General features: G+C 70.0%; 13 protein-coding genes and 1 tRNA gene. 2 read left to right on the top strand and 12 right to left on the bottom strand.

The features are described from left to right. Positions 1–46 precede the first annotated feature (46 nt). Genes LLS1_RS00470 through LLS1_RS00445 form a run of 6 tightly spaced genes read right to left on the bottom strand, consistent with a single transcriptional unit; the run spans position 47 to position 7,196 of the window. The gene (locus LLS1_RS00470; protein ID WP_226653130.1) at positions 47–1,753 is read right to left on the bottom strand and encodes a protein kinase; all 1,707 of its coding nucleotides are present in this window, start codon (positions 1,751–1,753) and stop codon (positions 47–49) included. After that, positions 1,750–3,204, bottom strand: a complete 1,455-nt coding sequence (locus LLS1_RS00465) for a penicillin-binding protein 2 (protein WP_223358781.1) — start codon at positions 3,202–3,204, stop codon at positions 1,750–1,752. Before LLS1_RS00465 ends, LLS1_RS00470 begins: the two co-directional genes overlap by 4 nt. Positions 3,205–3,207: 3 nt before the next feature. Beyond that, entirely contained in the window at positions 3,208–4,620 is a 1,413-nt protein-coding gene (locus LLS1_RS00460) for an FtsW/RodA/SpoVE family cell cycle protein (protein WP_226653129.1), read from the bottom strand. Beyond that, positions 4,604–5,857: a PP2C family serine/threonine-protein phosphatase gene (locus tag LLS1_RS00455; RefSeq protein WP_226653128.1), complete on the bottom strand. Its 1,254-nt coding sequence runs from the start codon at positions 5,855–5,857 to the stop codon at positions 4,604–4,606. Before LLS1_RS00455 ends, LLS1_RS00460 begins: the two co-directional genes overlap by 17 nt. 2 nt (positions 5,858–5,859) lie before the next feature. Then, positions 5,860–6,459, bottom strand: a complete 600-nt coding sequence (locus LLS1_RS00450; protein ID WP_226653127.1) for an FHA domain-containing protein — start codon at positions 6,457–6,459, stop codon at positions 5,860–5,862. Continuing rightward, a complete protein-coding gene (locus LLS1_RS00445) occupies positions 6,456–7,196 on the bottom strand; it encodes a DUF3662 and FHA domain-containing protein (RefSeq protein ID WP_223358785.1) in 741 nt (246 codons plus the stop codon). The genes LLS1_RS00450 and LLS1_RS00445 overlap by 4 nt, the downstream gene beginning before the upstream one ends. A 174-nt stretch (positions 7,197–7,370) precedes the next feature. Here LLS1_RS00445 and LLS1_RS00440 point away from each other — a divergent pair. Then, positions 7,371–7,454: transfer RNA gene (locus LLS1_RS00440), tRNA-Leu, on the top strand. Between the two features lie 76 nt (positions 7,455–7,530). Here the strand turns inward: LLS1_RS00440 and LLS1_RS00435 are convergent. Next, on the bottom strand, positions 7,531–8,082 hold the full coding sequence (locus LLS1_RS00435) for a TetR/AcrR family transcriptional regulator (RefSeq protein WP_226653126.1): 552 nt from the start codon (positions 8,080–8,082) through the stop codon (positions 7,531–7,533). Between the two features lie 82 nt (positions 8,083–8,164). Here LLS1_RS00435 and LLS1_RS00430 point away from each other — a divergent pair, with 82 nt between their 5' ends. Then, positions 8,165–9,148 (top strand): ketopantoate reductase family protein, encoded by a 984-nt coding sequence (locus LLS1_RS00430; protein ID WP_226653125.1) that lies wholly within the window; start codon positions 8,165–8,167, stop codon positions 9,146–9,148. A gap of 12 nt (positions 9,149–9,160) precedes the next feature. On the opposite strand, the gene LLS1_RS00425 is transcribed toward LLS1_RS00430, so the two are convergent. From LLS1_RS00425 to phnC, 5 genes are read right to left on the bottom strand one after another with little or no spacing between them, the layout of a single operon-like run. Next, positions 9,161–10,045, bottom strand: a complete 885-nt coding sequence (locus tag LLS1_RS00425; protein ID WP_226653124.1) for a MurR/RpiR family transcriptional regulator — start codon at positions 10,043–10,045, stop codon at positions 9,161–9,163. Beyond that, positions 10,042–10,890 carry a metallophosphoesterase gene (locus tag LLS1_RS00420; RefSeq protein WP_226653123.1) on the bottom strand — a complete coding sequence of 283 codons (849 nt, stop codon included), beginning with the start codon at positions 10,888–10,890 and terminating at the stop codon, positions 10,042–10,044. Before LLS1_RS00420 ends, LLS1_RS00425 begins: the two co-directional genes overlap by 4 nt. Then, positions 10,887–11,816, bottom strand: coding sequence for a phosphonate ABC transporter, permease protein PhnE (phnE, locus tag LLS1_RS00415; protein ID WP_226653122.1), 930 nt, complete (start codon positions 11,814–11,816; stop codon positions 10,887–10,889). Before phnE (LLS1_RS00415) ends, LLS1_RS00420 begins: the two co-directional genes overlap by 4 nt. Continuing rightward, on the bottom strand, positions 11,813–12,610 hold the full coding sequence (gene phnE, locus LLS1_RS00410; protein WP_226653121.1) for a phosphonate ABC transporter, permease protein PhnE: 798 nt from the start codon (positions 12,608–12,610) through the stop codon (positions 11,813–11,815). Before phnE (LLS1_RS00410) ends, phnE (LLS1_RS00415) begins: the two co-directional genes overlap by 4 nt. Further along, a complete protein-coding gene (gene phnC / locus LLS1_RS00405; protein WP_223358792.1) occupies positions 12,607–13,416 on the bottom strand; it encodes a phosphonate ABC transporter ATP-binding protein in 810 nt (269 codons plus the stop codon). The genes phnE (LLS1_RS00410) and phnC overlap by 4 nt, the downstream gene beginning before the upstream one ends. Positions 13,417–13,443 lie beyond the last annotated feature (27 nt).

The raw sequence follows: 13,443 nt of genomic DNA, 5'->3' as shown, positions 1-13,443 counted from the left end.
TGATTCTGAATGTCTCCCTCGTGCGGGGGCCGTCAGACGATCGCGGTCACGGCGTCGGCGGCGTCGGCGTGCTGCTCGGGTTGATCACGTAGTCGACGGTCGGCGACTGCGCCGACTCCACGGATTCGCCGCAGAAGATCGTGTACGAGAGCTTGTAGGTGCCGGCCGAGGTCGGCGCCCACACGGTCGAGTTGCCGGACGTCGGCGTCTGCTGCGCACCGTTCACGTAGAGTGCGCGGCCGACCAGGTTCTGGCCGGCGGGGCAGGCCGCCGAACCGAAGCTGACGGTGATCTGCGTGGCCGGGTTGGTGAGCGACTGCGGCGACGACGGGTTGGCCGAGACGGTGTCCGTCGGGGTGGGGATGGCCGCGACATCGCCGTAGACCTGCACCGTGACCGTCGAGCCCTTCGGCACCGGGCCGGTCGGGTTCACGCGGTAGACCGTGTTGACCTGTTCCTTGGAGGTCGCCGCGGAGCCTGTCTGCACATCCGCGACCATGCCGAGGTTCTGGAGCATCTGGCGGGCCTCGTCCGCGGTCTTGCCGAGGAAGTCGCTCTCCGTGATCTGCGCCGTGTTGGCAGTGGGCGTGGGGGTCGGCGTCGTCGGCTTGGTCGTCGGCGTCTGGCTCGTGGTGGAGGTCTGCGTCGGCTTCGTACCGCTCGGCTGTGCGACCAGCGCGATGATCGTGCCGATCAGGACGAGAGCCAGCAGGGCGATGAGAGCGATCAGCGGCCACGTCCAGGGGCTGCGCTTCTTCTCCTCGACCGGCTCCTCCGCCTCCGCCTGCGTCGTCTGCGCCGCGGTGGCCGCCGACGGGAGCACGGTGGTCGACTGCGTCGGCGAGGTCGGCGACGACGGCATCAGCATCGTGGCGGCGTCGGCCGCGGCGACCCCGCCGAGGATGGCGGGTACGGACGCGGCAGCGGCGCGCACGTCGCCGCGGCGCAGCGCCTGGGCGGCGCGCGCGAGGTGGGCGGCGGAAGCCGGCCGGTCCGCCGGGTTCTTCGCGATGCAGGCGAAGACCAGGTTGCGCACCGGTTCGGCGACGGTCGCCGGGAGCTCCGGCGGCGCCTCGTTGATCTGCGCCATCGCGATCGCGACCTGCGACTCGCCGGTGAAGGGGCGACGGCCGGCGAGGCACTCGTACGCCACGATACCCAGCGAGTAGATGTCCGTGGTGGGCGATGCGGGGTGACCGGACGCCTGCTCCGGCGACAGGTACTGCACGGTGCCCATGACCTGGCCGGTGGCGGTGAGCGGGACCTGGTCGGCGATGCGGGCGATGCCGAAGTCCGTGATCTTGACACGGCCGTCGGGGGTGATCAGCAGGTTGCCCGGCTTGATGTCGCGGTGCACCAGGCCGGCGGCGTGGGCGGCGTGGAGCGCCGCGGCGGTCTGCGCGACGATATCGAGCGTGCGGTCGGTGCTGAGCACGTGCTCCCGCTCGAGGATGCTCGAGAGCGCCTCGCCGGGGACGAGCTCCATGACGAGGTAGGCGCTGCCCTCCTCCTCGCCGTAGTCATAGACGTTGGCGATGCCCTCGTGGTTGACGAGCGCGGCGTGGCGGGCCTCTGCGCGGAAGCGTTCGAGGAACCCGGGGTCGCCGAGGTACTCGTCCTTGAGGATCTTGATCGCCACCGTGCGGCCGATCACGAGGTCGGTGGCCTGCCACACCTCGCCCATGCCGCCGATCGCGATGCGCGACTGCAGCTCGTAACGTCCTCCGAAGGTGAGCCCTGCTGTGGGTCTCATTTATTCAGCACCGCCTCTAGTACTTTTCTCGCGATCGGAGCGGCGATCGAATTGCCCGTGCCGCTCTGACCTCGTCCACCGCCATCTTCAACGACTACCGCAACCGCGAACCGAGGGTCGTTCGCCGGTGCGAACCCGGTGAACCAGAGCGTGTACGGCTCATCGTCGCCGTTCTGCGCCGTCCCCGTCTTCCCGCCGACCTGGACCCCGTCTATTCTTGCATTGCTGGCCACTCCCTCATTGACGCCGTCGACCATCATCTGCTTGATCGTGTCGGCGTTCTCCTGGGACATCGGCTGCGACAGCTCCTTCGCCTGGAAGCTCTCGATGGTCTGCAGATCCGAGCTGCGGATCGAGTCGACCAGATTCGGGTACATCAGCTTGCCGCCGTTGGCGACCGCGGCCGACACCATCGCCATCTGCAGCGGGGTGGCCTTGTCGTCCTTCTGTCCGAACGACCCGAGTGCGCGGAACGCCGGGTCCTCGTAGAGCGGGTAGACGCTCTTCTCGACCGGGATCGGGATCTTCAGCGACTGGTTGAAGCCGAATTTGTCGGCCTGGTTCTTGATGGTCTGCGCGTCCAGCTGCATCCCGAGCTCGGCGAACGGGATGTTGCAGGAGAGGATCTGCGCGGTCGCGATGGAGACCGTCTCGCCGGAGCCGCAGGTGGTCAGCGAGTCGTTCTTCACGATGGTGGGGGAGCCGGGCAGCTGCAGCGACGCCGGGTTCGGCAGCTGGCTGTCCTTCGTGTACGTGCCGGTGCCGAACGCGGTGGCGCTCATGACGGGCTTGAAGGTCGAACCAGGCGGGTTGAGGTCGCCGCCGATGGTGCGGTTGATCAGGGGGTCGCCGGACGCGTCGAGCAGCTGCTGGTACGTAGAGTTGACCGCCTCCGTGTCGTGCGAGGCCAGCACGTTCGGGTCGTAGGTGGGCTTGGACACCATTGCGAGGATGCGACCCGTCTTCGGCTCCATCAGCACGACGGCGCCCTGGTAGTCGCCGAGCGCATCCCACGCGGCCTGCTGCGCGACCGGGTCGATGGTCGTCTCGACCGAGGCGCCCTGGGGGTTCTTGCCGGTGAGGATCGAGTTGATCCGGTCGAAGAACTGCGAGTTGGAGGTGCCGCTCAGCTGCTCGTCGAGCGCACCCTCCAGGCCCGTGGCTTCGCCGTTGATCGGGTAGAAGCCGGTCACCGCCGAGTACAGCGGACCGTTGCTGTAGACGCGCTGCCACTTGTAGACATCCTTCGCGGCGACCGACTGCGCGATCGGCTGGCCGGCGACGAGGATCGCGCCGCGCTGGGACGCGTAGCTGTCGTTGCGGGCGCGCGTGTTGCGGGCGTCGGCCGAGAGCGAGTCGGCCTGGAAGACCGTCAGGATGGAGGTCGACACGAGCAGGGCGACGAACATCGCCAGGACGATCATGCTGACGCGTTTGATCTCGCGGTTCATGGTCTAGCTCACCACCAAGCGGGGCTGGTTGCGGACGGTGTCCGACAGGCGCAGCAGCAGCGCGACGATGATCCAGTTCGCCACCAGCGAGGAGCCGCCGGCGGCCAGGAACGGCGTCGTCAGGCCCGTGAGCGGGATGACCCGGGTGACACCGCCGATCACGATGAAGCACTGCAGTCCGACAGTGAACGCGAGGCCCACGGCGAGCAGCTTGCCGAAGTCGTCCTGCCCGGCGAAGCCGATGCGCAGTCCGCGCGCGACGAACACGAGGTAGAGGGCGAAGATCGCGAACAGGCCGGCGAGGCCGAGCTCTTCGCCGATGCTGGCGATGATGTAGTCGCTCTGCGAGACCGGTGTGACCCAGGGCTGCCCCTGGCCCAGCCCGGTCCCGATGAGGCCGCCGTGCGCGAGACCAAAGAGCCCCTGCACCAGCTGGAAGCTTCCGCCGTCGGCGTCGTACACCTTCTGCGCGAACGGGTTCAGCCAGTTCTCGAACCGGTCGTGCACGTAGACCAGCACCTGGCTGGCCACGATCGCACCGCCGACGATGAGCAGGAGGCCGAGGATGACCCAGCTGATGCGCGCCGTCGCGACGTACAGCATCACGAGGAAGAGCCCGAAGATGAGCAGGCCGGTGCCGAGGTCGCGCTGGAACACGATGACCGCCATCGACATGAGCCAGACGATGAGGATCGGGCCGAGGTCGCGGGCACGGGGGAAGCGGATGCCCAGGATCTTCGTGCCGACCATCGACAGCGAGTCGCGCGCCTGCACCAGGTAGCCGGCGAAGAAGATCGCGAGGCACAGCTTGGCGATCTCGCCGGGCTGGAAGCTGAACGGACCGATCCCGATCCACACGCGCGCCCCGTAGATCTCCTTGCCGATGCCGGGCAGCATGGGCAGCAGCAGGAGGATGAGCGCCGCGAAACCGAAGATATACGTGTAGCGCTGGAGCACCCGGTGGTTGCGGATCACGATGATGACCGCGAGCGCGCAGACGATCGCGATGGCCGTCCAGGCGATCTGCTTGACGCCCGCGCTGTCCCAGCCGTTGTCGCCGTAGTGGATGTCGATGCGGTAGATCTCGGCGATCCCGATCCCGGTCAGCACGGTCGCGATCGGCAGCAGGAAGGGGTCGGCCTGCGGGGCGACGAACCGCAGCGCGACGTGCATCCCGATCACCAGCACGGACAGGCCTGCGCCGAGGTAGACGAGTGTCAGGTCGACATGGCCGAGTGCGCCCAGCTGGACGAGCACGACGGCGGCCGCGTTGATCGCGCAGGCGATGAGCAGCAGGAACAGCTCCAGGTTGCGGAGCTTCGCGGGCAGGCGCAGCCGCTTGATCGGACCGGTGGCGGTCGTGGACGCGGCCCGCGCGGCCGATCGCGACTCTGCGACGCTACTGTTTGACGGCATCGCTCAACTGCTCCACGATCGAACGGGCCGCCGCGAGGTCGTCGGCGTTGATGGTCTGTTTGACGAGCTGCTTGTCGTACTCCGGCAGGTCGTCCACCGTCACATCGGTCTGCTCGTAGACGTGCGACAGGCTGATCGGTCCCAGGTCCTGCTGCACGCCCTGGAAGATGGCGACTTTGCCGGCGCTCGATGCGCCGACGAAGAAGCGCGACTGGGTCCACTGATAGCCGATGAACGCGGCGGCGACGATCGCGAGCACGAGCACCACCAGGCCGACCATCCAGGTGGCGCGGCGGCGGCGTGCGCGGCGGGCGTCCTCCTCGATCAGCTCGTCGAGGTAGTCGTCGGACTGCGGCTCGAAATGCGTCGGCCCGGAGGCCGGGCGCACGGGATGCAGGCGGAGGGTCGGCAGGCGCGAGGCGCGCACGGCCGGCTTCGGCTCGCTGCCGAACTGCAGCGGTGCCGCGGCCGAGCCGACGGTGATCGGATCCTTGACCACGTCGCCCGGCCCCGTGTCGGCGATGTCGAGGATGACGACGGTGACGTTGTCCGGGGCGCCGGCGTCGAGGCTCTGCTTCAGCAGGCGCTCGGCGACCTGCTTGGGCGCGTCGCGTGTGGCGAGCGCTGCCTGCAGGTCGTCGTTCTTGACCACGCCGCTCAGCCCGTCCGAACAGATCAGCCATCGATCGCCCGGCTTGGTGTCCAGCACCCAGGTGTCGATCTCGGGGGACGCGTCGACGTCGCCCAGCACGCGCATCAGGACCGAGCGGCGGGGGTGCACCATCGCCTCCTCCTCGGTGATCCGACCGCTGTCGACGAGGCGCTGCACGAACGTGTGGTCGATCGAGACCTGCTTCAGCTCGCCGTCGCGGAACAGGTAGATGCGCGAATCGCCGATGTGGGCGAGCGCGATCTGGTCGCCCACGCGGATCAAGGCGCTGACGGTCGTGCCCATCCCGGTGAGCTCGGGATGCTCGAACACCGTCTCGGCGAGCAGGGAGTTGGCGGCGATCATGGCGGATTGGAGGGCGAACTCGGCCTCCGTGGCGGTCGAGTACTCGACGTCGGCCTCGCGGATGCGGCCCACCGCGATCGCGCTCGCGACGTCTCCGCCAGCGTGCCCGCCCATCCCGTCGGCGACCACGAAGAGCCCATGACCCGCGTATCCGGAGTCCTGGTTGTTCGATCGGATCTTTCCGACGTGCGAGAGCGCCGCCGCCCGGTTCGTCGTTGCCACGGCTACCGTCGCAGCTCGAACGTGGTCGTCCCGATCTTGATCGGGGTGTCGAGCGGGACCTGGGTCGGGACCGTCACGCGGCGGCCGTCGAGGAAGGTGCCGTTGGTGGAGTCCAGGTCCTGGATCATCCACTCGTCGTTCCAGAGCAGCAGCCGGGCGTGGTGGGTCGAGGTGTAGTCGTCGCGGATGACGAGGCCGGACTCGCTGGAGCGGCCGATGGTGATGGGATCGCGGCCGAGCGGTAGCTCCGTGCCGGCCCGCGGGCCGGAGGTGATGACGAGACGATGCGCGGTCTGCACGCTCGCGTTGATGCCGCCGAGAGCGGCGTTCGCGCCGGACGGCAGGGACGACACGGGCGCGTGCCGCTGCACCGGCTCGGTCACGGCGGCTGCGGCGGCGGGAGCGGCACCAGCTGCGGCAGCGGGGCCTCCGCCGGGGAAGGGGGAGGCCGGAGCGGCGGCGCCCTGCGCCTCCGGGAGCTTGCGCACGCGCTGACCGAACAGGTCGGTGCGGAGCGCGTAGACGATGCCGAAGACGAACAGCCAGAGCAGGAGCAGGAAGCCGAACCGCAGGACGAGCAGCGTCAGTTCGCTCGGGTTCACGAGGTGCTCCAGAAGTTGCCCACATCGTGGCGGCGGGTGGCGTCGTCCGGGGCGGAGGCGGGGCGGCCGGGCGCCGCCTGGGGCAGCACGCGGAACACGATGCGGGTGCGGCCGATCGTCACGACGGACTCCGGTTCCAGGATGCCCTTGCGTACCGGCTCTCCGTTCAGCTTCGAGCCGTTGGTGGAGCCGAGATCCTCGACCTGGGCGCGGTGGCCGTCCCACGTGATCATCACGTGGCGGCGCGAGATCCCGGTGTCGTCGACGGTGATGTCGGCGTCGCTCCCACGGCCGACGACCGTGCGCGACCGGGTGATCGGGTAGTGGGTGCCGTTGATCTCGAGCACGGGAGTCCAGGCGACGTCGCCCTTCACGTTCTCCGAGTCGATCTGCAGCATCCCCACCGAGATGTCCGCATCCTCCGCCAGCTCGATCGAGATCCCGCCGGCGAACTGGTAGTGCTGGCTGGTCGCGTGCTTCTGGACGAACGTGATGAGCTCGTCGGTCAGAGCCGCCCCCATGGAGCGCATCCGCTGGTAGTCGGCGGGCGACATGCGCAGCACGAAACGGTTGGGCGCGAGCACCCGGTCACGGGCGACCACGGCGGCCTTCGTGTCGAGCTCCTTACGCAGTGCGCTGGTCAGCTCCACAGGCTGCAGACCGGAACGGAAGGTCTTCGCGAACGCGCCATTGACAGCGCGCTCGAGCCCCCGCTCGAAGTTGTCCAGTATGCCCACAGTCTCCCGCTCCCGGCTCGCCAGCTACATGCATGTTAGTCGGAACCCTCGGGAACCAGCCTCCGAGCGCCTGACCGTCCGGTGAAGATACACCGATCGGATGAGCCCCGCGACCGGTGGACGCCCGCTGGATTCGTGGTCGGCGCGGCTGTCGTGTTACTCTTCCCTGGTTGCGCGCGAGTGGCGGAATTGGCAGACGCGCTGGCTTCAGGTGCCAGTGCCCGCAAGGGCGTGGGGGTTCAAGTCCCCCCTCGCGCACGAGAGTGAAAACGAGAAGGCCTCCGAGAGATCGGGGGCCTTTCGTCATCTCCGGGCCGTCATCCCGCGGGGTCGTTCACGTGCGTTCGCGCACGAGTGCGGCGATGAGCCTCTCGGCGTCGGCCTCCCAGCCGGGGCGGCCGGTGGAGGAGCTGATGCCGTGGAGTGCGGCGAGGATGACGCCGGGGGTGAGGTCGTTGAGGAGGCGCCCGCCCTCGACCGCGGCGTCAACCAGGGCGACGATCGACGCGCCGAGCGTGTCGGCGCCCTCCGCCTGCACGTCCGGGCGGTCGCGCATGTGCGTTGCGAGGGTTCGCGCGAGGGCCGGCTCGGAGCCGATGAGGTGCACGAACGAGCGCAGGAAGGCGGCGAGGGCCGCCTCGGGCGGGCTCTCGTCGAGAAGGCGCCGTGCCTCCCGGCCGAGCGCGTCGACCTCGTCGCGGTAGATGGCGGCGGCGAGAGCCTCCCGGGTCGGGAAGTGCCGGTAGAGGGTGCCGACGCCGACACCGGCGAGGGCGGCGAAGTCGTCGAAGCGCCGGTCGGACTCGCCGCGGCGGAAGGCGAGGCGAGCGGCGTCGATGATCGCTTCGCGGTTGCGACGGACATCGGCCCGCTCGGCTCTCGCCATCGTGCTGATCCTTCTCTCGTTGACAAGTGGAGATCGTCTCCATATCGTTCAAGTGGAGACAATCTCCATATTAACGGAAGTGGTGGCAGCGGTGAAGGTCCTGATGTTCGGGCGCGGGGTGATCGCGTCGATCTATGGGTGGGCGCTGGAGCAGGCGGGACACGAGGTCGAATTCCTGGTGCGCCCGGGGCGCGCCGCCGCGTACGGCGACAGCGTCGAGATGGAGCTGATCGACCGCCGCCGCGGGGCCGGCAAGGGGCGGGGGCCGATCGCCTGGTCGCCGCGCTATCGGGAAGAGCTCGCACCCGACGATGGCTTCGATGTCGTCGTCCTGAGTGTGGGACACCACGCGCTGGGGGGAGCGGCGGAGTTCCTCGCGGCCCGCATCGGTCACGCGTCCGTCCTCGTGTTCGGCAACGTCTGGGAAGAGCCTCTCGACGCGGTGGCGCCGCTACCGGCCGAGCACCTCGTCTGGGGCTTCCCCCAGGCCGGCGGGGGATTCGACGCTGAGGGGGTCCTGCACGGCGTGTTGATGCGGCGGGTCGTCTTCGGCCCCCTCGACAGGGGCCGCCCGAGCGATCGCGAGCGTGCCGTGCGGGACCTCTTCGCGAGCGCCGGACTGACGGTGGGCGAGCAGCAGGACATCCGGGGCTGGCTCTTCGCCCACTTCGTGGCGGACGTCGGGATGCACGCGGAGGCGCTGCGGGTCGGATCGCTCTCGGCGATGATCGGAAAGCCGCGGAGCTTCCGCGAGGCGTTCCTGATCAGCCGGGAGCTGCTGCCGGTCCTGAGGCGGAGGGGGGTCGACCTGCGCGGGCAGAGGGCCGCGTTGACGCTGCTGCGGAGACCGTCATGGCTGATCGCCGCAGGGGTGGCGCTGGCCACGAGTCAGGTGCCGCTCGCGCAGGTGAGTCTCGCGGCGCACACGGACGCGCTCGCTGCCGAACCCGTGCGGGTGGTGCTGGACGCGCTCGCCGAAGCGCGGAGGCTCGGGGTGCCTGTGCCGCGACTCGAGCGGGGCGCCGCCCTCATCCCGCCGGGCGTCCGGGAGGCCGTGGCGGGATGAACACCTCGACTCCTACTCCGCCAGGTTCGTGCTGATCGCGTCGAGAGCGAGGCTCTTCGCGCGGGTGGCGGCGTCGCCGAGGCGGTCGGTCGTGGCAGCGACGAGGCCCTCGATGAGGATGGCCTGGGGGAGTCGGGAGGCGAGCGTGATCTCGTCGCGGAAGGTGAGGTCGGGCATGGTGACGACCAGCGTCAGCGTGGCGGCCTGCGCGATGGGGCTGCGGCCGAACGCGGTGACGGCGACGACGTCGGCGCCGGCGGCTTTCGCGGCGGCGACGGTGCGCAGGGTGACGGCGTTGGAGCCGCTGCCGCTGACGACCAGGAGGAGATCGCCGGGTTCGAGCAGGCGGGCCGTGATCTGCTGGCCGATGACGTCGGACTGGGCCTCCGCGGCGCGGCCGATGCTGGTGAGGCGGGCGGCGGCGTCCGACGCGAGCGGGGCGGAGAGGCCGTTGCCGACGACGACGACGCGGCCGGCGGCGGCGAGTAGGGAGACGGCGCGCTCGATCGAGTCGGCGTCGAGCAGGGCGAGCATGTCGGAGACGCGGTCGGCGAGCTGGGTGAAGGTGTGCGCGACGATGCCGGCCGCGCCGGTGGGCGAAGCGGCGGTCGTCGCCGGCAGAGCCGCGGCATCCCGGGCCAGGAGCACCCGCAGCTGCTGGTAGCCGGTGAAACCGAGGCTCTGGCAGGTGCGCACGACCGTCGCCCGGGACGCGCCCGAGAGGTCGGCGACCTGTTGCGAGCTGAGCTCCACGATCTCGGCCGAGCGCTCCAGGAGCACAGCGGCGACGGCACGCTCCGTGGGGAGCAGTGACGGCAGGAGGCTGCGGATGGTCGCGATGACGGCGCCGGGCCGCTGCTCGCCGGGCCGCTGCTCGCTCTGTCGTGGCTCGCTCATGCGCCGCTTCCCGCCGCGTCGGCGATGCGGGCGACCTCGGTGGCGTCGAGGTCGAAGATCTCCGACCCGTCGTCCGGACCCGGAGCCGGGAGGAACACGACGCGCGGCTCCCCCTCGGCGGGCAGCTCGACGACGGCGAAGCCCGAGCCGACGACGGCGCGCTCGGTTCCTGCGGCCGCGAGGGGGTCCGAGCTGTTCGCGACGCCCGGGGCGACCACGACAGGGATCCCCCGCGCCTGCGCCGCGAGAGCGTGATGGTAGTGGCCGCCGAGGATGAGGCGCACATCGCCGGCGGCGCACACGTCGAGGAGCGCCTCCGGGTTGCTGAGCTCGAGCGCGGCGAGCAGAGCGCTCGACGCGGGCACGGGAGGGTGGTGCAGGGCCACGATGGTGCCGTGCGGAGCCGGTACCGCGAGGATCCCGGCGAGACGGTCGAGCTGATCGGCATCGAGCGAGCCGTAGCCCGCGCCGGGGACGGAGGTGTCCAGCGTGACGATGCGGAATCCGTGGCGCAGGGTCACCGTCTCCCGCGCGCCGAGCACGGCCTCGAATCCGGCGCGGAGGTCGTGATTGCCCATCGCGTAGACGAGGTCGGCGCCGCGGTCGGAGGCGAACCGCGCGAGGCGCGAGGCCAGGAGCCGGTAGCTCTGCTCTCCTCCGTCGTCGGAGAGGTCGCCGGTGGCGGCCACGAGGTCGAGCGTGTCGAGCGACCCGGCGCGGGCGAGTGTCCGATCCAGGGCGGCGAGCGTGTCCACCTGCCCGTAGTGGAGGCGTCCGTCGCCGAACAGATGGGTGTCGCTCAGGTGCAGGATGCGGAGGCCGGCGGGTGTCTCGGCGAGGGTCACGAGGTCACCCTACTGGCTCGACGGCGAAGCGCGGAGACGACCGGGAGCTCCCACCGGCCGGCGATGATGCGGTGCCGCACCATGCCCGACAGCTGGTCGATGACCATGGTGACCACGACGACCACGAGCATGAGCATCCCGACGACGTCCCAGACGCGGAACTGGATGTTGTCGACCAGCATCTTGCCGATTCCCCCGGCCCCGATGAGGCCCAGGATGGCCGAGGCGCGCACGTTGATCTCGAAGCGGTAGAGCCAGAACGCGAGCACATCGGGCTTGGCGCTCGGCCACACGCCCCAGCGCATGATCCGTACGCGGGAGGCGCCGGCCGCGGTCGCCGCCTCGATCGGGCCGCGGTCCACGGACTCGAAGCTCTCGTAGCCCCACTTGCCGAGGGTCCCGATGGAGCCGATCGCGATGGCGAGGGCGCCGGTGTAGGCCGTGAGCCCGGTGACCGACAGCATCAGCACGGCGATGACGACCTCGGGCACGGCCCGCAGCACGGCGAACACCGCGCGCAGCGGCCAGTGCACGACCGCCGGGGTGAGCCCGCGCGTCGCGAGCAGACTGAGCGGGAACGACACGATGATGCCGAGCACGGTGCCGAACCATGCCATGGCGACCGACAGCATCGTGGCCGAGAGGGCGTCGGGGAGCTTGTCCCACGCCGGCGGCAGGAACATCAGCCCGAGATAGTGGGTGAGCTTCTGGGGTAGCTGCAGAAGGGCGTCCCACGAGATGTCGACGCCCCAGAAGGCGGCGACCACGACGGCGGTCACGACAGCCCAGACGATCGCGCGGCCGACGCGCAGCGGGCGCTTCGGGCGCTCCCCGCCAGGGCGCTCCCGACCAGGGCGCTCCGGGGATCCCCCGCCCGCGGCCGCACCGGCGACGTGCGAGGCGGTGGTGCCGGTGAGCGCGGTCATCGGAGCAGCTTCCTGCGGGCGATGGAGCTGAGGAGCTCGAGCAGGACGACCAGCACCAGGACCTCCAGGATGATCATGCTCAGGTAGTGGTACTGGTAGAAGGTCCTCACCTTGTCGATGAGCATGCCGAGGCCGCCCGCGCCCACGAGGCCGATGACGGTCGAGGCGCGGATGTTGAGCTCGAGCACGTAGATGGTCTGCGACAGGAAGGTGGGGGCGACCTCCGGGACCATTGCGGCGCGGTTGGCGCGGAACCAGGTGGCCCCCGAGGCGAGGGCGGCCTCCTGACCGCCGCGGTCGAGGCCGTCGAGGGCCTCGGAGACGAGCTTGACCAGAATCCCGACGTTGAAGAGGACGAGCGCGAGGATGCCGGAAAGGGCGCCTGTTCCGACCACGGTCACGAAGAGCGACGCGTAGAGGAGGTCGGGCACGCTGCGCACGACGTTCATCACGAACCGTACGACGCCGAGCACGACGCCGTGAGGGTTCGTCGCCCGGGAGGCGAGGAACGAGAGCGGGAGCGCGACGACGACGCTCACTGCGGTGGCGATGACGGCCATCTGGACGGTCTGGAGGAGGGCCGGCAGCGTCTCGGGGAAGAACGTGTAGTCCGGTTGGAACAGCTGGATGAAGGTGTTCGACGCGTTCTGCGCGTTGGCGAACAGCGCGCCGATGTCGACCTGCACGGCGACGGCCGACCAGACGGTGATGGCCGCGACGATCAGGACGGCGATCGCCGCCTTCCAGCCCGTGCGCGGCCGCACCGGCCGCAGCGACCCCGGAGCGGTGGTCACAGTTGCACCGCCGGCGCGTCGAGCACGTCGTCCGCGGTCAGCGACCGGCCGTAGATCGACTCGAACACGGCCTCGTCGGCGTCGGCACCGGTGCCGTCGAAGACGATCTCGCCGCTGCGGAGCCCGATCAGGCGCGAGCCGTAGCGGCGTGCCAGGTCGAGGAAGTGGAGGTTGACCACGACCGTGATGCCGAGCTCCGCGTTGATGCGCTGCAGGTCGCGCATGACGACATGCGAGGTCGGCGGGTCGAGGGAGGCCACCGGCTCGTCGGCGAGGATGACCTTCGGCCGCTGAGCGAGCGTGCGCGCGATGGCGACGCGCTGCTGCTGTCCGCCCGAGAGCTCGGATGCGCTGGCGTACGCCTTCGGCACGATCTCGACGCGCTCCAGTGCTTGCATGGCCAGCTCGACATCGTCCTTGGCCCAGGCGCCGAGCAGCGCCCGCCAGGCGGACGTGTGGTAGAGCCGGCCCATCAGGACGTTGTTGAGAACCGTGGTGCGCTTGGCGAGGTTGAAGCTCTGGAAGACCATCCCGACGTCGCTGCGGAGCTCGCGCAGCCTGCGCCCGCGCAGGCCGTTCAGCCGGCGATCGCCGACCGTGATCTCGCCCGCGGTGATCGGCACCAGACCGTTGATCGTGCGGATCAAGGTCGACTTGCCCGCGCCCGAGAGCCCGACGACGGCGGCCATCTCGCCCGGGGCGATGTCGAGGCTGACGTCGCGGAGCCCCGCGGAGCCGTTGGGGTAGGTGACCCCGACGTTCTCGAACCGGACGCCGGCGCCCGCGGATGCGGTGGATGCGGTCACTTCTCTCCCTCTCTGCTTCGTCGTGCG

The sequence above is a fragment of the Leifsonia sp. LS1 genome (genome assembly GCF_020521355.1).
Classification (GTDB): Bacteria; Actinomycetota; Actinomycetes; order Actinomycetales; family Microbacteriaceae; genus Leifsonia.
Note: the sequence above shows the minus strand (reverse complement) of the source record. Positions and strands in the feature narration are given on the sequence as shown.